This is a genomic window from Pseudomonas sp. GL-R-19, assembly GCF_019956375.1.
In the GTDB taxonomy this organism is placed as follows: Bacteria; Pseudomonadota; Gammaproteobacteria; order Pseudomonadales; family Pseudomonadaceae; genus Aquipseudomonas.
In genome coordinates this window covers 1-26,183 of sequence record NZ_JAHBDJ010000008.1, presented here as the reverse complement: position 1 = coordinate 26,183, position 26,183 = coordinate 1, and the positions used below count along the sequence as shown (strand labels likewise).

Sequence of the window (26,183 nt, the reverse complement as noted above, 5' to 3'; positions counted from 1 at the left end):
GAAGATTACTCTTCGAGGCTGCCCATGGCCGTGGTGTTGAAGCCACCGTCCACGTACATGATTTCACCGCTGATGCCGGACGCCAGGTCCGAGCACAGGAAGGCGCCGGCGTTGCCGACTTCGTCGATGGTGACGTTGCGGCGCAGCGGGGTTTGCGCTTCGTTGGCGGCCAGCATCTTGCGGAAGTTCTTGATGCCGGAAGCGGCGAGGGTGCGGATCGGGCCAGCCGATACACAGTTGACGCGCGTGCCTTCCGGGCCCAGGGAGCCGGCCAGGTAACGTACGCCGGCTTCCAGGGAAGCCTTGGCCATGCCCATGACGTTGTAGTTCGGCATGGTGCGCTCGGCGCCCAGGTACGACAGGGTCAGCAGGCTGCCGTTGCGGCCTTTCATCATTTCGCGGCCAGCCTTGGCCAGGGCCACGAAGCTGTAGGCGCTGATGTCGTGAGCGATGCGGAAACCTTCACGGGTGGTGGCTTCGGTGAAGTCGCCGTCCAGTTGGTCGCCCGGTGCGAAGCCTACGGAGTGCACGATGCAGTCCAGGCCGTCCCACTTCTTGCTCAGTGCTTCGAAGACCTTGGCGATTTCTTCATCGCTGGCCACGTCGCACGGGAAGCACAGCTCAGGGCTCGACCCCCAGCCTTGTGCGAACTCTTCGACACGACCCTTGAGTTTGTCGTTCTGATAAGTGAAGGCAAGCTCAGCGCCCTCGCGATGCATGGCGGCAGCGATGCCGGATGCGATGGACAGCTTGCTGGCGACACCGACGATCAGTACGCGCTTACCGGCGAGAAAACCCATGTGTTGCTCCTCTTTTCAGGTTATTGCGCAGTGGCCGGAGCCAGAAAAGCGGCTTCCAGCAACTGCTGTGTATACGGATGTCGGGGGGCGGCAAAAATGCTTTGCGCGTCTCCCTGTTCGACCACTTGGCCATGCTTGACCACCATCAACTGGTGGCTCAGCGCTTTCACCACAGCCAGGTCATGGCTGATAAACAGATACGTCAGGTTGTACTTGGTTTGCAGCGAACGCAAAAGCTCCACTACCTGGCGTTGTACCGTGCGGTCGAGGGCCGAAGTCGGCTCGTCCAGCAAAATCAACGCCGGTTTTAACACCAATGCCCGGGCAATGGCGATTCTCTGCCGTTGCCCGCCGGAAAATTCGTGGGGGTAGCGGTGCCGGGTTTCCGGATCCAGGCCTACCTCCTTGAGTGCTGCAATGATCGCTTGTTCCTGTTCCGCCCCGGTGCCCATCTTGTGGATTCGCAGGCCTTCGCCAACGATGTCATTCACGCACATCCGTGGGCTCAGGCTGCCGAACGGATCCTGAAACACCACTTGCATCTCCCGCCGTAGCGGCCGGACCTGTTGCTGCGTCAGGCAGTCCAGCTGCTGGCCTTCAAAACGAATCGCGCCTTTACTGGCGATCAAGCGCAAAATCGCCAGGCCCAGGGTCGATTTGCCGGAACCGCTTTCGCCCACGATCCCCAGGGTCTGGCCCTGGAGCAGATTGAAATTGATGCCGTCGACCGCCTTGACGTAATCCACCGTGCGTTTGAGCAGGCCTTTCTTGATCGGAAACCAGACTTTCAGGTCCTCGACCGCCAGCAAGGGCGGGCCGATCACGTTGCTTGCAGGCTTGCCGCCGGGCTCCGCTGCCAGCAGCTCCCGAGTGTACGGATGCTGCGGCGCGCGGAACAGCTCTTCGCACGATGCCTGTTCGACGATGCAACCTTGCTGCATGACACATACGCGATGCGCAATTCTTCGCACAAGGTTCAAATCGTGGCTGATCAGCAGCAGCGCCATGCCTAATCGGGCCTGCAGTTCCTTGAGCAATTCGAGGATTTTCAGCTGAACGGTCACGTCCAGCGCGGTGGTCGGCTCATCGGCGATCAGCAGTTCCGGCTCGTTGGCCAGGGCCATGGCGATCATCACCCGCTGACGCTGGCCGCCGGACAGCTCGTGGGGCAGGGCCTTGAGGCGCATGTGCGGCTCGGGAATGCCGACCATCTCCAGCAGCTCCAGGGTGCGCTTGGTCGCGACCTTGCCGGTCAGGCCCTTGTGGATGCCCAGCACCTCGTTGATCTGCTTTTCGATCGAGTGCAGGGGATTGAGCGAGGTCATCGGCTCCTGGAAGATCATCGCAATGCGGTTGCCGCGAATGTGGCGGATGGTTTTTTCTTTCAGGTCCAGCAGGTTCTGTCCGGAATATTCGATGGTGCCGGACGGGTGCCGGGCGAGCGGGTAGGGCAGCAGGCGCAGGATCGAATGTGCGGTGACCGATTTACCGGAGCCGCTCTCGCCGACCAACGCCAGGGTTTCACCGCGCTTGATGTCGAAGCTGACGCCTTCGACCGCCCGCTGGCAGCGATTGCCGACGACAAAATCGACGGCCAGGTTGCGCACTTCGATCAGATTGTGCTGATTCATTTCACTTCCTCGGGTCGAAGGCATCGCGAGCTGACTCGCCGATGAACACCAGCAAACTCAACATCAAGGCCAGCACCGCAAACGCGCTGATGCCCAGCCAGGGCGCCTGCAGGTTGGACTTGCCCTGGGCCACCAGTTCACCCAGGGACGGGCTGCCCGCCGGCAGGCCGAAACCGAGGAAGTCCAGGGCGGTCAATGTGCCGATGGCGCCAGTGAGGATGAACGGCATGAAGGTCATGGTCGAGACCATCGCGTTGGGCAAAATGTGGCGGAACATGATCGCACCGTTCTGCATGCCCAGGGCGCGGGCGGCGCGTACGTATTCCAGGTTACGCCCGCGCAGGAATTCGGCGCGTACCACGTCCACCAGGCTCATCCACGAGAACAGCAGCATGATCCCCAGCAACCACCAGAAATTGGGTTGCACGAAACTGGCGAGGATGATCAGCAGGTACAACACCGGCAGCCCGGACCAGATCTCCAGGAAGCGTTGCCCGGCCAGATCCACCCAGCCACCGTAGAAACCCTGCAAGGCCCCGGCGAACACGCCGATGATCGAACTGAGCACGGTCAGGGTCAGGGCGAACAGCACCGAAATGCGGAAGCCGTAGATCACCCGGGCCAGCACATCGCGGCCCTGATCGTCGGTGCCCAGCAGGTTGTCCGTCGAGGGCGGTGCCGGGGCCGGGACTTTCAGGTCGTAGTTGATGCTCTGGTAGCTGTAGGGAATAGGCGCCCACAGCACCCAGGCGTCCTTGGCCTTGAGCAGTTCGCGGATGTACGGACTCTTGTAGTTGGCTTCCAGTGGAAATTCGCCGCCGAAGGTGGTTTCCGGGTAACGCTTGAGCGCCGGGAAGTACCAGTTGTTGTCGTAATGCACCGCCAGCGGCTTGTCGTTGGCGATCAGCTCCGCACCCAGGCTTGCGCCAAACAGGATCAGGAACAGCCACAGCGACCACCAGCCACGCTTGTTGGCCTTGAACAGTTCGAAGCGTCGGCGATTGAGAGGGGACAGGTTCATCTCAATGCTCCCGGCTTTCGAAATCGATGCGCGGATCGACAAAGGTGTAGGTGAGGTCGCCGATCAGTTTCACCACCAGCCCCAGCAAAGTGAAGATGAACAGCGTGCCGAACACCACCGGGTAATCACGGTTGATCGCCGCTTCGAAACTCATCAGGCCGAGGCCGTCGAGGGAGAAGATCACCTCCACCAGCAACGAGCCGGTGAAGAAGATGCCGATCAGGGCCGAGGGGAAGCCGGCGATCACCAACAGCATGGCGTTGCGGAACACGTGGCCGTAAAGCACGCGGTGGTTGGTCAGGCCCTTGGCTCTGGCGGTGATCACGTACTGCTTGTTGATTTCGTCGAGGAAGCTGTTCTTGGTCAGCAGGGTCATGGTCGCGAAGTTGCCGATCACCAGTGCGGTCACCGGCAGCGCCAGGTGCCAGAAGTAGTCGAGGATCTTGCCGCCCATGCTCAGTTCATCGAAGTTGTTCGAGGTCAGCCCGCGTAACGGGAACCAGTCCAGGTAACTGCCGCCGGCGAACACCACGATCAACAGGATGGCGAACAGGAATGCCGGGATCGCGTAGCCGACGATGATCGCCGAACTGGTCCAGACGTCGAAGTGGCTGCCGTGCCGCTTGGCCTTGGCGATCCCCAGCGGGATCGACACCAGGTACATGATCAGCGTGCTCCATAGTCCGAGGGAGATCGAGACCGGCATCTTTTCCTTGATCAGGTCGATGACCTTGGCGTCGCGGAAGAAACTATCGCCGAAATCCAGGGACGCATAGTTCTTGACCATGATCCACAAGCGTTCCGGCGCCGATTTGTCGAAGCCGTACATGTGCTCGATTTCCTTGATCAGCGCCGGGTCCAGGCCCTGGGCACCGCGATAGGCCGAGCCGGCCACCGAAACTTCGGCACCGCCGCCGGCGATGCGGCTGGTGGCACCTTCGAAGCCTTCGAGCTTGGCGATCATCTGTTCCACCGGCCCGCCCGGAGCGGCCTGGATGATCACGAAGTTGATCAGCAAGATGCCGAACAGGGTCGGAATGATCAGCAGCAGTCGCCGAAAAATATACGCCAGCATCTGATTACTCCGTGCCTGCAGGATCGGCCTGCAGTGTGGTTTCGACTTCTATCGCCGGCTTGATGTCGGGCTTGATCCACCAGGTGGCCGTGCCAATGTCGTATTTAGGCGAGACCTTTGGATGGCCGATGTGGTTCCAGTACGCCACGCGCCAGGTCTTGATGTGCCAGTTGGGTATTACGTAATAGCCCCATTGCAGAACGCGGTCCAGCGCGCGGGCGTGGGCCACCAGGCTGCTGCGCGAATCGGCGTTGATCAATTGCTCGACCAGTTGATCGACCACCGGATCTTTCAGGCCCATGGAATTGCGGCTGCCGGGTTTGTCGGCAGCGGCCGACATCCAGAATTCCCGTTGTTCGTTCCCCGGCGAGTTGGATTGCGGGAAGCTGCCGACGATCATGTCGAAGTCCCGGGAACGCACGCGGTTGATGTATTGCGAGACATCGACCCGGCGGATCACCAGATCGATGCCCAGGTCACTCAGGTTGCGCTTGAACGGCAGCAGCACCCGTTCGAACTCGGTCTGGGCCAACAGGAATTCGATGACCACCGGTTTGCCGGTGGCATCGACCATTTTGTCATCGACGATGCGCCAGCCGGCCTCTTGCAGCAGTTGATAGGCTTGCCGTTGCTGGGCGCGGATCATGCCGCTACCGTCGGTGGTCGGGTTCTGGAACGCTTCGCTGAACACTTGCGGCGCCAGCTTGCTGCGCAAAGGCTCGAGGATCGCCACCTGTTCGGCATCAGGCAGGCCGGTGGCGGCCATTTCCGAGTTCTCGAAGTAACTGCGGGTACGCACATAGGCACCGTTGAACAGTTGCTTGTTGGTCCATTCGAAGTCCAGCAACAGCGACAAGGCCTGGCGCACGCGCACGTCCTGGAACACCGGGCGGCGCAGGTTGAAGACGAAACCTTGCATGCCGGTCGGATTGCCGTTGGGAATCTGTTCCTTGACCAGTCGACCTTCGGTGATCGCCGGAGTGTTGTAGGCGTTGGCCCAGTTTTTCGCGCTCATTTCCAGCCAATAGTCGAACTGCCCGGCCTTGAGCGCTTCCAGGGCCACGGTGTTGTCGCGGTAATAGTCGGTGGTCATAACGTCGAAGTTGTAGAAACCGCGATTGACCGGCAGGTCCTTGCCCCAGTAATCCTTGACGCGCTCGTAACGCACCAAGCGTCCGGCCTTCACTTCGCTGACCTTGTACGGGCCGCTGCCCAGCGGGATTTCCAGGTTGCCCTTGTTGAAGTCGCGGTCGGCCCACCAATGCTTGGGTAGCACCGGCAACTGGCCAAGGATCAGCGGCAGCTCGCGGTTGTTGGTGTGCTTGAACTTGAACAACACGGTGAGCGGGTCTTCGGCGACCACTTCGGCCACGTCGTTGTAGTAGCCGCGGTACATCGGCGCGCCGTCCTTGGTCAGCATCTGGAAGCTGAATACCACGTCCTCGGCGCGTACCGGATGGCCGTCATGGAAGCGTGCTTCGGGGCGCAGGTAAAAGCGCACCCAAGCGTTGTCCGGGGCTTTCTCGATCAGGCGGGCGATCAAACCGTACTCGGTGAACGGCTCGTCCAGCCCTTGCTTGGCCAGGGTGTCGTAGATCATGCCGATATCTTCCGCCGGCACGCCTTTGCTGATGAACGGGTTGAGACTGTCGAAACCGCCGAAACCGGCCTGACGGAAAATCCCGCCCTTGGGCGCGTCGGGATTGACGTAATCGAAGTGTTTGAAGTCGGCCGGGTATTTCGGCGGCTCGTTGTACAGGGTCAAGGCGTGTTGCGGGGCGGCGCAGGCCAGCCCGGCGAACAACAGGCCGCTGGCCTGCAAGAGCAGGGTGCGGATGGGTTTCATTGATCTTTCTCCGAAGATTTCAGCCACCACGCGTTCAGGCCCAGGGTATAGGGCGGCGTGGTGACGAAGGCGAGCCGGTTGCGGTACGCCAGGCGGTGATAATTGAGGTACCAGTTGGGAACGATGTAGTGCTGCCACAACAGCACGCGGTCGAGGGCCTTGCCGGCGGCGACCTGTTCATCGCGGGTCCGGGCGGCCAGCAACTGCTCGAGCAGATGGTCGACCACCGGGTCGGCAATGCCGGCGTAGTTTTTGCTGCCCTTGACCCCGGCCTGGCTGGAGTGAAAATACTGCCACTGTTCCAGGCCCGGGCTGAGTGTCTGGTTGAGGGTCATCAGAATCATGTCGAAATCGAATTGATCGAGGCGCTGCTTGTATTGCGCGCGATCGACGGTGCGCAGCTGAGCGTCGATGCCGATGCTGGCGAGGTTCTCGACGTAAGGCTGGAGGATGCGTTCCAGATTCGGGTTGACCAGCAGCAACTCCAGCCGCAAGGGTTGCCCGGTGGCGTTTTGCATACGCTGGCCATTGAGCTTCCAGCCGGCTTCGGCGAGCAGGTCAAGGGCTTTGCGCAAGGTCTCTCGGGGGATGCCGTGCCCGTCGGTCTGCGGCAGACTGAACGGCTCGGTAAAGAGCCTGGCCGGCAGCTGTTCACGATAAGGCTTGAGCAACAGCCATTCGTGCCCGACCGGCAAACCGCTGGCCGAGAATTCGCTGTTGGGGTAGTAGCTCATGGCACGATGGTAGGCGCCGCTGAACAGCGTGCGGTTGGTCCATTCAAAGTTGAACATCAGCCCCAGCGCTTCACGGACCCTGGCGTCCGAGAATGCCGGGCGACGGCTGTTCATGAACAGGCCCTGGGTCTGGGTCGGGATCTGGTGGGGGATCTGCGCCTTGATCACGTCACCGCGGCGTATGGCCGGGAAGTTGTAGCCGGTGTCCCAGTTCTTCGCCTGATGCTCGATGTAGATGTCGAATTCACCGGCCTTGAATGCCTCGAACGCCACGTCGCTGTCGCGGTAGAACTCGACTTCCATGCGGTCGAAGTTGTACTTGCCGCGATTGACCGGCAGGTCCTTGCCCCAGTAATCCTTGACCCGTTCGAAGACGATCTGCCGTCCTGGCGTGACCGAGGTGATGCGATATGGCCCGCTGCCCAACGGCGGCTCGAACGTAGTGGCCTTGAAGTCGCGACCCTCCCAGTAGTGCTGCGCCAGCACCGGCATTTCACCCAGGCGCAGGATCAGCAGCGGATTGCCGGCGCGCTTGAACACGAAACGGATTCGCTGCGGGTTGAGGATGTCGACCCGCAGCACTTCCTGAAGGCTGGTGCGGTACAGCGGATGGCCTTCCTTGAGCAGCACACGATATGAGAACGCGACGTCGTAGGCAGTGATCGGCGTACCGTCATGGAAGCGTGCTTCGGGGCGCAGGTTGAACACCACCCAGCTGCGGTCCTCGCTGTACTCCACGGACTGGGCAATCAGGCCATAGCTGGACGCGGGCTCGTCACCTGACGGCGCGTACTGCCCGGTGCCGACCATCAGCGGTTCGTTGAGCTCGTTGATGCCGTATTGCAGGAAATTCGCTGTGGTGACCGGGCTGGTGCCCTTGAAGGTGTAGGGGTTGAGCGTATCGAAGGTGCCAAACGCCATGACCCGCAACGTACCGCCCTTGGGCGCTTGCGGGTTGACCCAGTCGAAGTGGGTAAATCGGGCCGGGTACTTGAGCGTGCCGAATTGCGCATAACCATGGCTTTCGCTGATCGTCGCGCTTGCGGTGGAGCTCAACGCCAGGCTGATCAGGAGCAGGGGCAGGGGACGCTTCAAATAGGAGATCCGATCCAGGCGGCTTGGGCTTTGTGGACCGTACAGTAACAGCTTGTATGGACAGGAAAAAGACGGGAGATTTGGGCGGTCGCAATCCTGTAGGAGCGAGCTTGCTCGCGAAGAACCTGAGGGCGCGGCATTTATCCAGAATGCCTGCGTTATCGTTGGCGACTTTCGCGAGCAATCGAGCGTCGACCGGCTGCTCCTACAGTTTTAGTGCGGATTGGCCACCGTCAACATCTGGCCAGGCTTCAGCGCCTGGCCGACACGCGGGTTCCAGCGCTTGAGGTGCTGCATCTCCACGTTGAAGCGCTTGGCCACGATGTACAGCGAGTCGCCTTGCTGGACCTTGTACGTGGTCTGCTGTTTTTTGGTATTGGCTGCAATCACGGTGTTGACGCGCCCGGAGCTGCGTTTGCTGTTGTCCTGCATGACCAGGGTCTGGCCGGGCTTGAGGTTCTTGCCAGTCAGTTTGTTCCAGCGTTGCAGGTCCTTCACGTCAACGTCGTTGGCCTTGGCAATGGCGCCGAGGTTGTCACCCCGCTTGACCCGGTAGGAGCGCCTGACGCTGGCGACCTGAGTGTCGTCGGCACCTTCGAAGACCGGCTTGAGCGATTTTTTGCTGATCAACTCTTCAGGACGCATGGTCTGCAGGCTGCTGGTCAGCAGTTGCGCCTTGGACGTCGGCACCAGCAGGTGCTGCGGGCCGTCGATGGTGGTGCGCTGCTTGAAGGCCGGGTTGAGCTGGAACAGTTCGTCTTCATCGATGTTGGCGACTTCAGCAACTTTGGACAGGTCCATGCGCTGGTTGATTTCGACGACCTGGAAGTAGGGTTCGTTGGCGATCGGGTTGAGGTTCACGCCGTAGGCTTCCGGCGCCATCACCACTTGCGAGAGTGCCAGCAGCTTTGGCACATAGGCCTGGGTTTCGGCGGGCAGCGGCAGGTTCCAGTAGTCGGTCGGCAGGCCGAGACGCTCGTTGCGCTCGATGGCCCGGCTGACGGTGCCTTCGCCGGCGTTGTAGGCCGCCAGGGCCAGCAACCAGTCGCCATTGAACATGTCGTGCAGGCGGCTCAGGTAATCCATCGCGGCGGTGGTCGAGGCGGTGATGTCGCGACGGCCATCATAGAAACGGGTTTGACGCAGGTTGAAGTAACGCCCGGTGGAGGGGATGAATTGCCAAAGACCCACCGCGTCGGCCCGGGAATAGGCCATCGGGTTGTAGGCACTTTCAATCACTGGCAGCAGTGCCAGTTCCAGTGGCATGTTGCGCTCTTCAAGGCGTTCGACGATGTAATGAATGTATAAGCTGCCACGTTCGCCGGCGTTTTCGAGGAAAGATGGATTGCTGGCGAACCACAGGCGCTGTTGCTCGATGCGCGGGTTGACGCCCAGCCCGTCCTGCAACTGGAAGCCCTGGCGCATACGCTCCCAGACGTCCTGCGGAATTTGCGGGCTGGGTTTTTCGCTGAGCCAGATCGGCTTCTGCTTGGCGCGCGCGGCGATGTTCTGCGCGTGCGCCGCATCGGTCTGCGGCGCATGGCTGGAACAGCCCGCCAGGGTGGCGGACACAGCCACCGCAATGGCTTGAGCCAAGCGGGTCAATGCGTCTGAACTGATGGCTTTGCGAATAGGTGACGACATTGGCTGGAAGTAAGTTCCGGGCAAAAATGTCGGGCGATTCTAGAAAGGGCACCCTGCGCGGTCAACCTTTCAGAATTGTTGCAACCTTGCGAGATCCCTTTAGAACGTGTCTTTCCACGCTCGAATAGCAGCAAAAACCATATCGGGCGCCGAGTTATCGGTGCCGGTCCGTTCGTCCGCTTTTTCTTTAACGGATGTTTCACCGGAGCGCAAAAACGGGTTTGTGAGCTTTTCCAGTGCCAGTGTCGACGGCAGCGTCATGATCCCGGATTCCCGTTGGCGGGTAACTTTGGCCAGGCGCTCGGCGGTGTGCGGATTGTTCGGTTCGACGGCCGCCGCAAACTTCAGATTGCCGAGGGTGTATTCGTGGGTGCAGTAGACCAGTGTGTCTTCCGGCAACGCGGCGAGGCGTGTCAGCGAGCTGTACATTTGCTGTGGCGTGCCTTCGAACAACCGCCCGCAGCCGGCGGCAAACAAGGTGTCGCCGCAGAACAGCAAGCCGTGATGGTAATAGGCGATATGCCCCAGGGTGTGGCCAGGGACCGTGAAGATATCGAAGTCCAGGCCGAGCACACTGACCTTGTCGTTGTCCTTGAGCGCAACGTCCCGCGCCGGGATCGTTTCGCTGGCCGGACCATAGACTTTCGCGTCCGTCGCTTTTTTCAGCAACTCGACGCCGCCGACGTGGTCATGATGGTGATGAGTGATCAAAATATCACTCAGTACCCAGCCCGGATTGGCACCGAGCCAGGCCTGCACGGGGGCGGCATCACCCGGATCGACGACCGCGCAGCGTTTGCTGTCGTGGTCTTGTAACAACCAGATGTAGTTGTCGGTGAAGGCGGGCAGGGCAGTGATCTGTATCATCGTCGGATTCGCCAAGCGGAAAACATTGGCGCATCTTAGAACTTCCTGGCGCGTTGGAGAATGCAATGACTGATAAAGCGTTCGCACAAGCCGATCCTGACTGGCTGGCGTTGATCAGCGCCGCCCGCGAGTGGCTGGCCGGTCCCATCGGGCAATTTCTGCTGGACGAAGAGCGGCGCATGCTCGAAGACGAACTCGGGCGGTTCTTTGGTGGTTATCTGGTGCATTACGGCCCCTCGGCCCAGACCCCGCCGTCAGCCCCGCAGGTGCAGCGTAATGTGCGCCTTGGCGCGCCGTTGCCGGGGGTCGAGATCGTCTGTGAGGAACAGGCCTGGCCGTTGAGTGAACATGCTGCCGACGTGGTGGTGCTGCAGCATGGTCTGGATTTCTGTCTGTCGCCCCACGGTCTGCTTCGCGAGGCGGCAAGCAGCGTGCGGCCCGGGGGGCATTTGCTGATCGTCGGCATCAATCCCTGGAGCACTTGGGGGCTGCGGCATGTGTTTGCCCAGGATGCGCTGCGCAAGGCGCGCTGCATTTCGCCGTCGCGGGTCGCGGACTGGCTGAACCTGCTGGGCTTCGCGCTGGAGAAACGCCGCTTCGGGTGCTATCGTCCGCCGCTTGCGTCACCGGCATGGCAGACCCGCCTGGCCGGTTGGGAGCGCAAGGCAGGTGACTGGCAACTGTCGGGCGGCGGCTTCTATCTGTTGGTGGCGCGCAAGATCGTGGTGGGCCTGCGACCAGTTCGTCAGGAGCGGCGCGAGCCGATGGGCAAGCTGATTCCTTTGCCGATGGCCAAGGTCAACCGGCGCAACATCGAACCGTAATACATACTTTTTATTTGCGGCCGGGCCTGTCCCGGCTTCGGCCGTTGTCGATCAGCGATCGGCGGGCCAGCGCATTTTCTGGATAGATTGGCATGAGCGATAGCGTAGAACTGTTCACCGACGGCGCCTGCAAGGGCAATCCTGGCCCTGGCGGCTGGGGCGCGCTGCTGGTGTGCAAGGGCGTCGAAAAGGAACTCTGGGGCGGCGAAGCCAATACCACCAACAACCGCATGGAGCTGATGGGCGCGATCCGCGGCCTGGAAGAGCTCAAGCGTCCCTGCGATGTGCTGCTGGTGACCGACTCCCAGTACGTGATGAAAGGCATCAACGAGTGGATGGACAACTGGAAGAAGCGCGGCTGGAAAACCGCGGCGAAGGAGCCGGTGAAGAATGCTGACCTGTGGAAGTTGCTCGACGAGCAGGTCAACCGCCACAAGGTCACCTGGAAATGGGTGCGCGGACACATTGGCCATCACGGCAACGAGCGAGCCGACCAGTTGGCCAACCGTGGCGTCGATGAAGTGCGCGGGTACAAGCAGGGCTGATTCGGTTCAACCGATACACCGGGTTGCGGCCAATCGCGAGCAGGCTCGCTCCCACAGTTGAGCTCCATATGCCGAAGATTCCTTGTGGGAGCGAGCCTGCTCGCGAAGGGCGCAACACGGTCCGCCTGAAAGACCCCTGCGAGCGTGTTAACATCGCCGCTTTTGCACGATTGACCGATTGAGAGCTGAGCGCTGATGGCCACCAGATCCGTAGTACTCGACACCGAAACCACCGGCATGCCGGTGACCGACGGCCACCGGATTATCGAAATCGGTTGTGTCGAGTTGATCGGCCGACGCCTGACGGGCCGGCACTTTCATGTGTACCTGCAACCCGATCGCGAGAGTGACGAGGGCGCCATCGGCGTCCACGGCATCACCAACGAATTCCTCGTGGGCAAGCCGCGTTTTGCCGAAGTGGCCGAAGAGTTCTTCGAGTTCATCAAGGGCGCGCAGCTGATCATCCATAACGCGGCGTTCGACGTTGGCTTCATCAACAACGAATTCGCCCTGATGGGGCAGCAGGACCGCGCGGACATCACGCAGCACTGCTCGATCCTCGATACCTTGATGATGGCCCGGGAACGTCACCCGGGGCAGCGCAACAGCCTCGATGCCTTGTGCAAGCGCTATGGCGTCGACAACTCCGGCCGTGAACTGCACGGCGCCTTGCTCGACTCCGAGATTCTCGCCGACGTCTACCTGACCATGACCGGGGGGCAGACCAGTCTGTCCCTGGCCGGTAACGCCTCCGATGGCAATGGCTCCGGTGAAGGGGCGGACAATTCGGCCACCGAGATTCGCCGTTTGCCAGCAGATCGCCAGCCGACGCGCATCATCCGCGCCAGCGAAGACGACCTGGCCCGCCACGCGGCGCGCCTGGAAATCATCGGCAAATCCGCGGGTGCTCCGGCGTTGTGGGTGCAGTTGGCTGAGGCTGAAGCGCAGGCGTAGATGTTTCTTAAGGATCGCAGCCTCGTTTCACTCGACAGCTCCTACAGGGTTACACATTCCCTTGTAGGAGCTGTCGAGTGAAACGAGGCTGCGATCTTTTGATCTTCGAATAGCCGCGCCGCTGGCATGCATCCGATGACCCATTTCAGGGCGCGACGCTCGCCACATCCGCTGCAACACTCTACCCTGAGGTAATTGGCAGGCTCTGGTCTGCCGCCTCAGGACACTGAGCCTCATGTATAAAGATTTGAAATTCCCGGTCCTGATTGTCCATCGCGACATCAAGTCCGACAGCGTTGCCGGCGACCGTGTGCGGGGAATTGCCCGGGAACTGGAGCAGGAAGGGTTCAGCGTCGTTTCGGCGGTGGACTACACCGAAGGACGATTGGTGGCGTCGACCTACCATGGCCTGTCCTGCATGTTGATTGCCTCTGAGGACGCCAGCGCCCATTCCCATTTATTGCAAAACATGGCCGAACTGATTGGTCTGGCGCGAGTGCGTGCACCGGATCTGCCGATCTTCGCCCTGGGCGAAACAGTGACCCTGGAAAATGCGCCTGCCGACGCCATGGCCGAGCTCAATCAGTTACGCGGCATTCTTTACCTGTTTGAAGACACGGTGCCCTTTCTCGCCCGGCAGGTGGCCCGCGCCGCGCGCAAATACCTCGATGGCCTGCTGCCGCCGTTTTTCAAGGCGTTGGTGCAACACACGGCGGACTCCAATTATTCGTGGCACACCCCCGGTCACGGCGGTGGCGTGGCGTATCACAAGAGTCCGGTCGGGCAGGCGTTTCACCAGTTTTTCGGGGAAAACACCCTGCGCTCGGATCTTTCGGTGTCGGTGCCTGAGCTCGGCTCTTTACTTGATCACACCGGTCCCCTGGCTGAAGCCGAGGCCCGTGCAGCACGTAATTTTGGCGCCGATCACACCTTTTTCGTGATCAATGGCACGTCCACGGCCAACAAGATTGTCTGGCACTCGGTGGTCGCCCGCGATGACCTGGTGCTGGTGGATCGCAATTGCCACAAGTCGGTGCTGCACTCGATCATCATGACCGGCGCGATCCCGCTGTACTTGTGTCCGGAGCGTAATGAACTGGGGATCATTGGCCCGATTCCCCTGAGCGAGTTCAGCCGCGAATCGATCCAGGCCAAGATCGACGCCAGTCCGCTGACCAAGGGGCGTTCGCCGAAGGTCAAGCTCGCTGTAGTGACCAATTCGACCTATGACGGCCTCTGCTACAACGCAGAGCTGATCAGGCAGCAACTGGGCAACAGTGTTGAGGTGCTGCACTTCGACGAGGCCTGGTACGCCTATGCGGCGTTTCATGAGTTTTTTGCCGGGCGCTACGGCATGGGTACGTCCCGTGATGAAGACAGCCCGTTGGTATTCACCACCCACTCCACCCACAAGTTGCTGGCGGCTTTCAGTCAGGCGTCGATGATTCACGTGCGCGATGGCGGCGCGCGGCAACTGGACCGGGATCGCTTCAACGAAGCGTTCATGATGCACATCTCGACCTCGCCGCAGTACGGCATCATCGCCTCGCTGGATGTGGCTTCGGCGATGATGGAAGGGCCGGCCGGGCGTTCGCTGTTGCAGGAAATGTTCGACGAAGCCCTGAGTTTTCGCCGGGCGCTGGCTAACTTGCGCCAGCACATTGCCGCGGATGACTGGTGGTTTTCGATCTGGCAACCGCCGTCGGCGCAAGGCATCGAGCGGGTCGTCACCGAGGACTGGTTGCTGCAGCCCGATGCCGACTGGCATGGCTTTGGCGGCGTGACCGACGATTATGTGCTGCTCGACCCGATCAAGGTCACGCTGGTGATGCCGGGGCTGACGGCCGGTGGCGCCCTCAGCGAGCGCGGGATTCCGGCGGCGGTGGTCAGCAAGTTCCTTTGGGAGCGTGGCCTGGTGGTTGAGAAGACCGGTCTGTATTCGTTCCTGGTGTTGTTTTCCATGGGCATCACCAAGGGCAAGTGGAGCACGCTGCTCACCGAATTGCTGGAGTTCAAGCGCAGCTATGACGCCAACGTCAGTCTGGCCAGTTGCCTGCCTTGCGTGGCGCAAGAGAATGTCGCGCGCTATCAGGGCATGGGCCTGCGTGATTTATGCGATCAGTTGCATGCCTGTTATCGCAGCAATGCTACCGCCAGGCACCTCAAGCGCATGTACACCGTACTGCCGGAAGTCGCGATGAAACCGGCGGACGCCTATGATCAATTGGTGCGGGGTGAAGTCGAAGCGGTGTCGATCGATGCGCTGGACGGGCGGATTGCCGCCGTCATGCTGGTGCCGTACCCGCCCGGCATTCCGTTGATCATGCCGGGTGAGCGATTTACCGAATCGACCCGCTCGATCATCGATTACCTGGCGTTTGCCCGCACGTTCGATAGCAGTTTCCCGGGGTTCGTCGCTGATGTGCACGGATTGCAACACGAAGATCAGAGCGGTGGGCGGTGCTACACCGTCGATTGCATCAAGGAATGAGGACCTTTCCCAGTATGCAACCGGTAATAAATCCGAATTATCCAGGGTTGTCGGTACGGGTTGCCGACGAGGGTTTTGCCGCCTATATCTGGGGCAGTGATTTCAGTTTTGAAGTCGCGGCCTATGGTGCGGCCGAAATAGGCAAGCCGGTGGCACAGTGGCCGGTCACCCCGATCACGCCTTATCGCAAGTGCTACGGCATCGACCCCGAGGAATTCAGCAGCTTTCGCGATGGTGCCGACAGCGCGATTTTCATGGCCTATCTGGATGACCAGCCCGTGGGGCATCTGGTGGTCAGTACCAACTGGAACGGCTTTGCCCATATCGACGAACTGGCGGTGCATGCACCGGCCCGACGGCATGGAGTGGCCAAGGCCCTGCTGGATGTGGCGCAATTCTGGAGCCGCAAGAAAAAGCTCCCGGGCATCATGCTCGAAACCCAGAACAACAACCTGGGGGCCTGCCGGCTCTATGAGCGTTGCGGATACGTGATGGGCGGGATCGACCAGCTGCGCTATCGCGGCATTGACCCGAACACTGCCGAAGTGGCGCTGTTCTGGTATCGACTGTTCGAAAATCCGCTGGAAAACCCGTTCAGTTCGTCAGCATCGCCGCGGCTTGTTCCGTGACGATGGCCAACAGTGCCTGAACCGCCGGAGAGGGTTCGACGTTTTTCAGGGACAGGGCGTAGAGACTGATCGGCACGGCTGGCGCCAACGGGCAGGTGTCCAGTCCCGAGGCTTTGGCGCCGAGGGCGGTGAAGGGATCGACGATGGCCAGACCTTCGCCGGCCTCGACCATGCTGCGCATCATCTGATGCGTCTGGACCCGGGTTTGAATCACCGGGGCAGGGCGCAAGCCGTGCAGTTTGTTTTCCAGTGCCGGGCTCAGCGGATCGTGCCCCTCCAGGCCGATCATCGATTGACCGGCCAGATCCTGCAGTGAAATGTATTTCTGTTTCGGTTGCAGCCAGCCATGGGGTGCGAGCAACTGAAGTTTGCCCTGGGCAATCACCTGGCAATCGAGATCGGCGTGATCAGGGTCGTGCAGGCTCAGCCCCAGATCGCTTTCACGCAGCAGCAGGCTTCTGACGATGTCGCGGGTGGGCTGGCTCAGCAGTGTGCAAGGCGCGTCGGGCAGGCGTCGGCGCAGGGCCGCGATGCTGTGTGGCAACAATTGATTGGCCAGGGGCGGGGTGCAGATGATGCGTAGCGGCGGCGCCAGGTATTGCCTGAGGCTGTTGGCCAGGCGCTGCACGGGTTCGAGCGCGTCGTAGACCCGGGCAATTTCCACTTGCAGTTCCCGAGCCTCGCGGGTGGCCTGCAAACGCCCGCGTACGCTGGCGAATAGCATGAAACCCAACTGATCCTCGGCATCGCGCAGCAAGCGCTCGACTTCGGTCACCGGCAACTGCAGCCATTCGGCGGCGGTGCCCAGGTGACCGGTCTGCAAGAGCGCCTGGATCACTTCGATATGGCGTAAGCGCATGCGTGAAGTCCATGTTCAGCAGGTGGAGGAGTCAGTGGCTGAATCCTACCCCAAGTCCGCGCATATGACTTCTGCTCATAACGACGGGTTATGAAACGCTTGCGGTTTGCGGTTCGCGGGTAATGGTCACGCCGGTTTGCACCAGCATGAATTGATTGTCGTCGACCTTGTTGACACGGTCGCCAATGGCCAGCTTGTAGGTGGTGACAGGGCCTGATCCGTCTACCGCCGGGGTGGAGTCCTGGAACTCGTGCACCGAATAAATACGGCCTTGCGCATCTCTTGCATGGAACTGACCGACGAGTACTGCTGCCATCTGCTTGGAACCTCTGGAGATAAATCACTCAATTTGCGGCTCTGTAGACCGCGCTTGGGCGAGGTAAGTTTTCCTACAGGAAAAAAATAGTCAGGGACGGCGTTTTCAGTCGCCCGCTGCTTGAATCGTCATCTATAACTACAAGCTCTTCCTATCGGACAGTCGAGAAACTCTTATGAGCAACGTCTATACGATCGCCGTCCTGGTCGGCAGCTTGAGAAAGGAATCGATCAACCGCAAGGTCGCACGGGCCCTGATAGAGCTGGCGCCGGCCAATCTCAAGCTCAACATCGTCGAAATTGGCGACCTGCCGCTCTATAACGAAGACATCGATGGCGCTTCACCGCCGGCAGCCTACAGCACTTTCCGACAACAGGTGAGCTCATCCGACGCGGTGCTGTTCGTGACCCCGGAATACAACCGTTCGGTGCCGGCGCCGTTGAAAAATGCGATTGACGTCGGTTCTCGCCCTTATGGCAAGAGTTCGTGGAATGGCAAGCCCGGCGCAGTTATCAGTGCTTCGCCGGGGGCCGTCGGCGGGTTTGGCGCCAATCACAACCTGCGTCAATCCATGGTGTTTCTGAATGTGCCGATGATGCAGCAGCCAGAGGCCTATCTGGGGAACGCCGGTTCGGCGTTCGACGAGGCGGGCAAGTTGTCCGAGTCGGTCAAGCCGTTCCTGCAAAGTTTCATCAATGCCTATGGGCAATGGGTCGAGCAGCACAAGAAAGTTTGATGTTCATTGATCAGCGTATTGTCCTGCCAGGCGCTGGGAGGTTATCTCTTCAGGCCGGGTTGGCCCCTTCGCGAGCAGGCTCGCTCCCACAGGGATCCTCAGTGGACACAAGATTTGTGTTCGGCTGGGACCCAATGTGAGAGCGAGCCTGCTCGCGATGGGGCCGGCTCAGACACAGCAAAACTCAGGCATTACCCGGCACATTCGGCCAAAGGTCCGACACCAGAAACAATCGCTCGGCTTCTTCCCAGTCGCCATTGGCATTTTCCGTCAGGCGCACCAGCAGTTGTGCCGGCGCCAGCGGGTCCAGGTCATTGAGCCATGCCTGCATCTGCTCAGGGGTCCAGGTGTGTTCCGCCGAGTAATGCGCCGGCGCCAGCCAGGCATGGCGGGGCAGAGGTTGCCAGCGACCGGGCGCGCTCTGGGCTACTAACGCCGGCCAATCCTTTTGATGCAGCCAGCGCCCCCGCAAATGCTGCGGATGTGCACCCAGCGGCGCAGCGGCCTGTCCCGGCCACGGGTACAGCAAATACCCCCCCAGCCACAAATGCGCGCTGAACGCCTGGATATCCAGCGCCGCGAGCACTTCACGGCTTTCGGGGCGAGCGGAAATCGGCAATTGATGCTGGCTCAGGTGCGCCAGTTTGCGGTCGAGCCGGTCGTGGCATCCCGGACCCAGCCACTGGGCGGTGTCGTGTCCGTCGCCGGATTGCGGGCCGAGGTAGAGCTTGATCGCCAGTTCCAGGTGATGCACGCCGTCGCGGTCGCGCAGCAGCATGTCCAGTTCACCCAGGGTGTGCCCCTCGCGGCGAATCGGCATGTTGGCGGCAATCAGTTCAATGCCGGGCGCATGCTGCACGGCGAATTGCCAGAGGCGTTCGTAATACAGGCCCAGACGCCGGGTCCGGGCCTGGGCCAGCCAGTGCAGCAAGCCATAACTGTCTCGGTCCAATTGCCGCAGCCAATGCTCCAGCCGATCCGGTGCCTGCACCCAGTCGCTGCCGGCCAGCGGGTGACGCTGCGGCCACGGGGTATCGTCCAGCATGGGCGGCGCGAGGATGACCCACGCCAGGTCACGCACTTCGGGATGGCGTAATTGATGGGGCAGGTGGAGCAAATCCGGAAATAGCATCATCTTGCGAGCATAGCCCGAAACCCGGGCACACCCTTGAAGCTGAAAGGATTTTGTCTACGGGCGGCTTTCGCCCATAATCGTGGTTTTCGCCGCCACACAGATCCCCGCAGGAGCCCCATGGAGCAATTTCGCAATATCGGCATCATCGGTCGCCTGGGCAGTTCCCAGGTGCTGGATACCGTCCGCCGACTGAAACGGTTTCTGCTCGATCGTCACCTGCACGTGATCCTCGAAGACACCATCGCCGAAGTGCTGCCAGGGCACGGCCTGCAAACCTCGTCGCGCAAGATGCTCGGCGAAGTCTGCGACATGGTCATTGTGGTCGGTGGTGACGGCAGCCTGCTCGGTGCCGCCCGGGCGCTGGCCAGGCACAATATTCCGGTGCTCGGCATCAACCGGGGCAGCCTGGGTTTCCTAACCGATATTCGTCCCGACGAGCTGGAAACCAAGGTCGCCGAAGTGTTGGATGGCCACTTTCTGGTGGAAAACCGCTTCCTGCTGCAAGCCGAAGTCCGCCGCCACGGCGAGGCCATCGGCCAGGGCGATGCACTGAACGATGTGGTGCTGCACCCTGGCAAATCCACGCGAATGATCGAATTCGAGCTGTACATCGACGGCCAGTTCGTCTGCAGCCAGAAGGCCGACGGCCTGATCGTTGCGACGCCGACAGGTTCCACCGCGTATGCACTGTCTGCCGGCGGGCCGATCATGCATCCCAAGCTCGACGCTATTGTGATTGTGCCGATGTACCCCCATACCTTGTCAGGTAGACCGATCGTGGTCGATGGCAACAGTGAGCTGAAAATCGTCGTGTCCAAGGATATGCAGATTTACCCGCAAGTCTCGTGTGACGGGCAGAACCACTTTACCTGCGCGCCCGGCGACACCATTACCGTGAGCAAGAAAGCCCAGAAACTGCGGCTGATTCACCCGCTCGACCACAACTACTATGAAGTCTGCCGGACCAAGCTCGGCTGGGGCAGCAAGTTGGGGGGTGGAGGCGACTGATGCTCGATCCCGCGCGTAGCTACGACCTGATCGGTGACGTGCACGGTTGCGCTCTGACCCTGGAGCACTTGCTCGACCGACTCGGTTATCACAAACAGGGCGGCGTCTGGCGCCACGCCTCGCGCATGGCGGTGTTCGTCGGCGATATCATCGATCGCGGCCCGCGGATTCGCGAGGCGCTGCATATCGTCCACGACATGGTCGAGGCCGGTCAGGCACTGTGCATCATGGGCAACCACGAGTTCAATGCGCTGGGCTGGAGCACGCCGGCGCTACCCGGCAGCGGCAAGCAATTCGTGCGCGAGCACACGCCGCGCCATGCCCGCCTGTTGCATGAAACCCTGACCCAGTTCGAACACCATCCGGGTGACTGGCACGACTTCCAGCAATGGTTCTATAAGCTGCCATTGTTCGTCGATGCCGGGCGTTTTCGCGTGGTCCACGCCTGCTGGGATGCCGGGCTGATCGAGCCGCTGCGGGCGTTGTTCCCCAACGGTTGCGTCGACGAGCCTTTTCTCCAGGCTTCGGCGCAGTCGGGATCGTTTGCCTGCACCGTATTCGATCGCCTTTTGCGTGGCACGGACATGCGCTTGCCCCATGGCCTGACCATGACCAGCGGCGATGGGCTGGTGCGTTCGTTCTTCCGCACCAAGTTCTGGGAAGACGATCCGAAAACCTACGGCGATATCGTGTTCCAGCCCGATGCACTGCCGGAACCCGTGGCCCGGACGCCGCTGACGTCCACCGAAAAGAACAGTTTGCTGCGTTATGGCATCGATGAGCCGTTGTTGTTCGTCGGTCATTACTGGCGCAGCGGCAAGCCGGCACCGATCCGGCCGAACCTGGCCTGTCTGGATTACAGCGCGGTGCTGTACGGCAAGCTGGTTGCCTATCGCCTGGATCAGGAAACCCGCCTGGATCCGCATAAATTCGTCTGGGTCGATGTCGAGCGGCCGGAGGTGCTGCAATGAGTGCTGTAGCGGTATTGCGTCTGCCCCTGGCGGTGGACTTGAGCGGGTTCGTCACCTTGCTCAAGCGCATGCAAGTGCCCCATCGGGTCAGCGAAGAAGCTGGCGAACAGGTGCTGTGGGTGCCGCAGAACATCAGCGAAGACGTGCGTGCGCTCTACGAACGCTTTCCGGCGGGCGATCCCGATCAGCAGCTGGACATTCCGCTGGCGCAGACCATCGAGCGTCCGGGGTTCGTCGAGCAATTGAAATACGCCAGGGCCACCGCGCTGGTGCTGTTGCTGAGCGTGATTGTCGGTGCAGTGACCCTGCTCGGCGACAACCTTGAAACGATGCGCTGGCTGACCTTCCTCGAATTCCGCGTGGTCGGCGAGTACCTCCACTTCACGCCACTGGCCGACAGCCTGGCGGCGGGGCAGTGGTGGCGCCTGTTCACGCCGATGCTGATTCACTTCGGCATCCTGCACCTGGCGATGAACGGCATGTGGTACTGGGAGCTGGGGCGGCGCATCGAGTCGCGTCAGGGCAGTATCAACCTGATCGGCTTGACCCTGCTGTTCAGCCTGGTGTCCAACTATGCCCAATATTACTTCAGCGGTCCGACCTTGTTCGGTGGTTTGTCCGGTGTACTGTACGGCCTGCTCGGGCATTGCTGGATTTTCCAGCTACTGGCGCCGAACCGGGCTTATCGCCTGCCGCGAGGCGTGCTGGTGATGATGCTGGTGTGGTTGTTGCTGTGCCTGTCCGGACTGGTCTCGATGATCGGCTTCGGCGAAATCGCCAACGCGGCCCATGTCAGCGGGTTACTCATCGGATGCTTCACCGGTTTGTTGGGCGGGTTGTATAACCGCCGTAAACTGGCCGCCTAACTCAGAACATGCAATAAAGAGACGGAGACCCAATGTCCTCTTTTAACGAAATGATCAACAACATTACCTCCGATATCTACGAGAGCCTGAAACTGGCCGTGGAAATCGGCAAATGGTCCGACGGTGGCAAACTCACCGCCGAGCAACGCGAGCTGTCGCTGCAGGCGATGATCGCCTGGGAAATGCAGAACCTGCCCGAGGACCAGCGTACCGGCTACATGGGGCCGCAGGAATGCGCTTCGAAGTCGATCGAAGTACCGAACATCCTGTTCAAGTCGGATGCCATCCATTGATCGAGATTGGCCGCGGTGCAATCAGCAAAATGTCGGCGCGCCTGGACGGGCCGAACGTGCAATACGCTTTGCGTCTGGGCGAAACCGAGGTCCCGGTCAATCCGTTGATCGGCACCACGGTGCGTCTGGAATACCTGGGTGCGATCCACTGCATCCATTGCGGACGCAAGACCAAGACCAGTTTCAGCCAGGGCTACTGCTACCCGTGCATGACCAAACTGGCCCAGTGCGACGTCTGCATCATGAGCCCGGAGCGTTGCCACTACGACGCCGGCACCTGCCGCGAGCCGGAATGGGGCGAGAAGTTCTGCATGACCGATCACGTGGTGTACCTGGCCAACTCGTCAGGGGTGAAAGTCGGCATTACCCGCGCCACCCAGTTGCCGACCCGCTGGCTCGACCAGGGTGCGAGCCAGGCGTTGCCGATCATGCGCGTATCGACCCGGCAACAATCCGGTTTCGTCGAGGATCTGCTGCGCAGCCAGGTGGCCGACAAGACCAACTGGCGTGCTTTACTCAAGGGCGATGCGGTAGCCGTGAACCTGGCCGAGGTTCGCGATCAATTGTTCGACAGCTGCGCTGAAGGTCTGCTGGGGTTGCAGCAGCGATTTGGCTTGCAGGCGATCCAGCCGGTGACCGATGCCGAACCGCTGGAAATCCGCTACCCGGTCGAGCAGTACCCGGCGAAGATCGTCAGCTTCAACCTGGACAAGAACCCGATTGCCGAAGGCACGCTGATGGGGGTCAAGGGTCAATACCTGATCTTCGACACCGGCGTGATCAACATTCGTAAATACACGGCTTACCAGCTCGCCGTGCATCAGTAAGGACTCCAGCATGCGCACCGAACAACCGAAGATGATCTACCTCAAGGACTATCAGGCGCCCGAGTACCTGATCGACGAAACGCACCTGACCTTCGAGTTGTACGAGGACCACAGCCTGGTCCATGCGCAACTGGTGATGCGCCGCAACCCCGAGCGAGGCCCGGGCCTGCCGCCGCTGGTGCTGGACGGCCAGCAGCTGGAACTGCTGTCGGTCACTTTGGCCGACCGTGAACTGAGCGCCGCCGACTACCAGTTGAGCGAGAATCACCTGACCCTGCACCCGACCAGCACCACCTTCACGGTCGATACCAGCGTCCGGATCCACCCGGAAACCAACACCGCGCTGGAAGGCCTGTACAAGTCCGGCACGATGTTCTGCACCCAGTGTGAGGCCGAGGGTTTTCGCAAGATCACCTATTACCTCGACCGCCCCGACGTGATGAGCACCTTCACCACCACGGTGGTCGCCGAACAACACAGCTATCCGGTGCTGCTGTCCAACGGCAACCCGATCGCCTCCGGTCCTGGTGAAGAAGGCCGGCACTGGGCGACCTGGGAAGACCCGTTCAAGAAACCGGCGTACCTGTTCGCGCTGGTGGCCGGCGACCTGTGGTGCGTCGAAGACAGCTTCACCACCATGAGCGAGCGCAACGTGGCGCTGCGCATTTACGTCGAGCCGGAAAACATCGATAAGTGCCAGCACGCCATGAACAGCCTGAAGAAATCCATGCGCTGGGACGAAGAGGTCTACGGTCGCGAGTACGACCTGGACATCTTCATGATCGTCGCCGTGAATGACTTCAACATGGGCGCCATGGAAAACAAGGGCCTCAACATCTTCAACTCCAGCGCCGTGCTGGCCAAGGCCGAAACCGCCACCGACGCCGCGCACCAACGGGTCGAAGCGATCGTCGCCCACGAATATTTCCACAACTGGTCGGGCAACCGCGTGACCTGCCGCGACTGGTTCCAGCTGTCGCTCAAGGAAGGCTTCACCGTGTTCCGCGATGCCGGTTTCTCCTCGGACATGAACTCGGCCACGGTCAAGCGCATCCAGGACGTGGCGTACCTGCGCACCCACCAGTTCGCCGAAGACGCCGGCCCCATGGCCCACGCCGTGCGCCCGGACAGCTTCATCGAGATTTCCAACTTCTACACCCTGACCGTGTACGAAAAGGGTTCGGAAGTGGTCGGCATGATTCACACCTTGCTCGGCGCCGAAGGTTTCCGCAAAGGCAGCGACCTGTACTTCGAACGCCACGACGGCCAGGCCGTGACCTGCGATGACTTCATCAAGGCCATGGAAGATGCCAATGGCGTCGACCTGACCCAGTTCAAACGCTGGTACAGCCAGGCGGGTACACCGCGCCTGGCGGTGAGCGAGTCCTTTGATGCGGCGGCAAAAACCTACAGCCTGACCTTCCGCCAGAGCTGCCCGGAAACCCCGGACAAGGTTGAAAAACTGCCGTTCGTGATCCCGGTCGAACTGGGGCTGCTGGACAGCAAGGGCGGCGAGATTGCCCTGCGTCTTGCCGGTGAGGCCGCCGCCCAAGGCACGACCCGCGTGATCTCGGTAACCGAGGCCGAGCAGACCTTCACCTTCGTCGACATTGCCGAACAACCGTTGCCATCGTTGCTGCGCGGCTTCTCGGCGCCGGTGAAGCTGAGCTTCCCGTACAACCGTGATCAGCTGATGTTCCTGATGCAGCACGACAGCGACGGCTTCAACCGCTGGGATGCCGGCCAGCAGCTGTCGGTGCAGGTGCTGCAGGAGTTGATCGGCCAGCAGCAGAAGGGCGAAGCGCTGGTACTCGATCAGCGGCTGGTGTCGGCACTGCGCACGGTGCTCTCGGACGAGTCGCTGGATCAGGCCATGGTCGCCGAAATGCTCTCGCTGCCAAGCGAGGCGTACCTGACCGAGATCAGCGAAATAGCGGACGTCGAGTCGATCCATGTCGCCCGCGAGTTTGCCCGCAAGCAACTGGCTGACGCGCTGTTCGATGGCCTGTGGCTGCGTTATCAGGCCAATCGCGAATTGTCGAAGCAGACGCCGTATGTGGCCGAAGCCGAGCATTTCGCCCGTCGTGCCTTGCAGAACATCGCGTTGTCCTACCTGATGCTCAGCGGCAAGCCGCAAGTCCTGGCGGCGACGCTGGAGCAGTTCGACGCGTGCGACAACATGACCGAGCGCCTGACCGCACTCGCCGTGCTGGTCAATTCGCCGTTCGAAGCCGAGAAGGCCAAGGCACTGGCCAGCTTCGCCGAACACTTCAAGGACAACCCGCTGGTCATGGATCAGTGGTTCAGTGTCCAGGCCGGCAGCGTGTTGCCCGGTGGCCTGGAGAGAGTCAAGGCGTTGATGCAGCACCCGGCGTTCAAAATCAAGAACCCGAACAAGGTGCGGGCACTGGTTGGTGCGTTTGCCGGGCAGAACCTGATCAACTTCCACGCGGCCGACGGTTCCGGGTATCGCTTCCTGGCGGATCTGGTGATCGAGTTGAATGGCTTTAACCCGCAGATTGCTTCTCGCCAGTTGGCGCCTTTGACTCGCTGGCGCAAGTACGACAGTGCTCGTCAGGCTTTGATGAAGGGGGAGCTGGAGCGGATTCGGGCTTCGGGGCAGTTGTCCAGTGATGTGTTTGAGGTGGTCAGCAAGAGTTTGGCCTGAGTCTGCTGGTGACCTTGGCGGCCTTCGGGCCGACCAGGGTCATGGGTTGATTGGGTACATATCCATTCCTGCGGTAACGGCGACTGGCGGTTTCGCCCTTACGGCCAGCCCTTTCAAGGTCTTCGTTTAGAATCCCCTAAAAACCAGTCAGGGTGACGAAAACGATGTGGACAGAAGTTCTAGCGCGGTTTGAAAAAAAGACACCGGCCAGTGTCATGACGAAATTGATACTGGAGCAGGCTGTTCCTGCCGAATGGGTTGATCAGGTGTTTGAAGAACACCGTCAACGCCAGTACCCGCGTGAGCTTTTGTTTTCGACCATCGTTGAGCTGATGTCCCTTGTTTCAT

At 60.8% G+C, this 26,183-nt stretch carries 23 protein-coding genes and 1 pseudogene; 13 read left to right on the top strand and 11 right to left on the bottom strand.

The features are described from left to right. Window positions 1-5: 5 nt before the first annotated feature. From fabI to gloB, 8 genes are all read right to left on the bottom strand, one after another. Window positions 6-800 (bottom strand): enoyl-ACP reductase FabI, encoded by a 795-nt coding sequence (gene fabI, locus KGA83_RS04685; protein ID WP_108215894.1) that lies wholly within the window; start codon window positions 798-800, stop codon window positions 6-8. 20 nt (window positions 801-820) lie between these two features. Next, window positions 821-2,431, bottom strand: coding sequence for an ABC transporter ATP-binding protein (locus KGA83_RS04680; RefSeq protein WP_108215893.1), 1,611 nt, complete (start codon window positions 2,429-2,431; stop codon window positions 821-823). Window position 2,432: 1 nt separating this feature from the next. Next, on the bottom strand, window positions 2,433-3,452 hold the full coding sequence (locus tag KGA83_RS04675; RefSeq protein WP_108215892.1) for an ABC transporter permease: 1,020 nt from the start codon (window positions 3,450-3,452) through the stop codon (window positions 2,433-2,435). Between the two features lies 1 nt (window position 3,453). Then, window positions 3,454-4,527 carry a microcin C ABC transporter permease YejB gene (locus KGA83_RS04670; RefSeq protein WP_008051869.1) on the bottom strand — a complete coding sequence of 358 codons (1,074 nt, stop codon included), beginning with the start codon at window positions 4,525-4,527 and terminating at the stop codon, window positions 3,454-3,456. A gap of 4 nt (window positions 4,528-4,531) precedes the next feature. Beyond that, a complete protein-coding gene (locus KGA83_RS04665; protein WP_223528766.1) occupies window positions 4,532-6,373 on the bottom strand; it encodes an extracellular solute-binding protein in 1,842 nt (613 codons plus the stop codon). Then, window positions 6,370-8,190 carry an extracellular solute-binding protein gene (locus KGA83_RS04660; RefSeq protein ID WP_411741901.1) on the bottom strand — a complete coding sequence of 607 codons (1,821 nt, stop codon included), beginning with the start codon at window positions 8,188-8,190 and terminating at the stop codon, window positions 6,370-6,372. The genes KGA83_RS04665 and KGA83_RS04660 overlap by 4 nt, the downstream gene beginning before the upstream one ends. 225 nt (window positions 8,191-8,415) lie before the next feature. Further along, window positions 8,416-9,846: a transglycosylase SLT domain-containing protein gene (locus tag KGA83_RS04650; RefSeq protein WP_108215889.1), complete on the bottom strand. Its 1,431-nt coding sequence runs from the start codon at window positions 9,844-9,846 to the stop codon at window positions 8,416-8,418. A gap of 99 nt (window positions 9,847-9,945) precedes the next feature. Continuing rightward, entirely contained in the window at window positions 9,946-10,713 is a 768-nt protein-coding gene (gloB, locus tag KGA83_RS04645) for a hydroxyacylglutathione hydrolase (protein ID WP_223528760.1), read from the bottom strand. A 65-nt stretch (window positions 10,714-10,778) separates the two neighbouring features. On the opposite strand from gloB, the gene KGA83_RS04640 reads away from it, so the two are divergent. The 5 genes from KGA83_RS04640 (at window position 10,779) to KGA83_RS04620 (ending at window position 16,156) form a co-directional block, all read left to right on the top strand. After that, entirely contained in the window at window positions 10,779-11,537 is a 759-nt protein-coding gene (locus tag KGA83_RS04640; protein ID WP_108215887.1) for a class I SAM-dependent methyltransferase, read from the top strand. Window positions 11,538-11,629: 92 nt separating this feature from the next. After that, window positions 11,630-12,082: a ribonuclease HI gene (gene rnhA, locus KGA83_RS04635; protein WP_108215886.1), complete on the top strand. Its 453-nt coding sequence runs from the start codon at window positions 11,630-11,632 to the stop codon at window positions 12,080-12,082. 195 nt (window positions 12,083-12,277) lie between these two features. After that, window positions 12,278-13,036 carry a DNA polymerase III subunit epsilon gene (gene dnaQ, locus KGA83_RS04630; protein ID WP_046037200.1) on the top strand — a complete coding sequence of 253 codons (759 nt, stop codon included), beginning with the start codon at window positions 12,278-12,280 and terminating at the stop codon, window positions 13,034-13,036. 235 nt (window positions 13,037-13,271) lie between these two features. Then, complete coding sequence (locus KGA83_RS04625; protein ID WP_223528749.1) at window positions 13,272-15,527, top strand: Orn/Lys/Arg decarboxylase N-terminal domain-containing protein; 2,256 nt, start codon at window positions 13,272-13,274, stop codon at window positions 15,525-15,527. A 14-nt stretch (window positions 15,528-15,541) separates the two neighbouring features. After that, complete coding sequence (locus tag KGA83_RS04620; RefSeq protein ID WP_108215883.1) at window positions 15,542-16,156, top strand: GNAT family N-acetyltransferase; 615 nt, start codon at window positions 15,542-15,544, stop codon at window positions 16,154-16,156. On the opposite strand, the gene KGA83_RS04615 is transcribed toward KGA83_RS04620, so the two are convergent. After that, window positions 16,122-17,015 carry a LysR family transcriptional regulator gene (locus KGA83_RS04615; protein ID WP_108215882.1) on the bottom strand — a complete coding sequence of 298 codons (894 nt, stop codon included), beginning with the start codon at window positions 17,013-17,015 and terminating at the stop codon, window positions 16,122-16,124. The genes KGA83_RS04620 and KGA83_RS04615 overlap by 35 nt on opposite strands. An 88-nt stretch (window positions 17,016-17,103) precedes the next feature. Then, window positions 17,104-17,331, bottom strand: coding sequence for a hypothetical protein (locus KGA83_RS04610; protein ID WP_108215881.1), 228 nt, complete (start codon window positions 17,329-17,331; stop codon window positions 17,104-17,106). A gap of 175 nt (window positions 17,332-17,506) precedes the next feature. On the opposite strand from KGA83_RS04610, the gene KGA83_RS04605 reads away from it, so the two are divergent. Continuing rightward, window positions 17,507-18,067 carry an NADPH-dependent FMN reductase gene (locus KGA83_RS04605; protein ID WP_108215880.1) on the top strand — a complete coding sequence of 187 codons (561 nt, stop codon included), beginning with the start codon at window positions 17,507-17,509 and terminating at the stop codon, window positions 18,065-18,067. 184 nt (window positions 18,068-18,251) lie between these two features. Here the strand turns inward: KGA83_RS04605 and KGA83_RS04600 are convergent, their stop codons facing one another. Beyond that, complete coding sequence (locus KGA83_RS04600; protein WP_108215879.1) at window positions 18,252-19,202, bottom strand: DUF1853 family protein; 951 nt, start codon at window positions 19,200-19,202, stop codon at window positions 18,252-18,254. 117 nt (window positions 19,203-19,319) lie between these two features. Between KGA83_RS04600 and KGA83_RS04595 the strand changes: the two genes are divergently transcribed. The 7 genes and pseudogenes from KGA83_RS04595 to KGA83_RS04565 all read left to right on the top strand — a co-directional run. After that, entirely contained in the window at window positions 19,320-20,210 is an 891-nt protein-coding gene (locus KGA83_RS04595) for an NAD(+) kinase (RefSeq protein ID WP_108215878.1), read from the top strand. Beyond that, a complete protein-coding gene (locus KGA83_RS04590; RefSeq protein ID WP_108215877.1) occupies window positions 20,210-21,181 on the top strand; it encodes a metallophosphoesterase in 972 nt (323 codons plus the stop codon). Before KGA83_RS04595 ends, KGA83_RS04590 begins: the two co-directional genes overlap by 1 nt. Further along, complete coding sequence (locus tag KGA83_RS04585) at window positions 21,178-22,047, top strand: rhomboid family intramembrane serine protease (protein WP_108215876.1); 870 nt, start codon at window positions 21,178-21,180, stop codon at window positions 22,045-22,047. Before KGA83_RS04590 ends, KGA83_RS04585 begins: the two co-directional genes overlap by 4 nt. A 32-nt stretch (window positions 22,048-22,079) precedes the next feature. Next, window positions 22,080-22,340, top strand: a complete 261-nt coding sequence (locus tag KGA83_RS04580) for a YeaC family protein (protein ID WP_108215875.1) — start codon at window positions 22,080-22,082, stop codon at window positions 22,338-22,340. After that, window positions 22,337-23,167: a DUF2797 domain-containing protein gene (locus KGA83_RS04575; RefSeq protein ID WP_223528746.1), complete on the top strand. Its 831-nt coding sequence runs from the start codon at window positions 22,337-22,339 to the stop codon at window positions 23,165-23,167. Before KGA83_RS04580 ends, KGA83_RS04575 begins: the two co-directional genes overlap by 4 nt. Window positions 23,168-23,177: 10 nt before the next feature. Beyond that, a complete protein-coding gene (gene pepN, locus KGA83_RS04570; RefSeq protein ID WP_223528743.1) occupies window positions 23,178-25,835 on the top strand; it encodes an aminopeptidase N in 2,658 nt (885 codons plus the stop codon). A gap of 215 nt (window positions 25,836-26,050) precedes the next feature. Beyond that, window positions 26,051-26,183: pseudogene (locus KGA83_RS04565) on the top strand (IS4 family transposase); the annotation flags it as partial.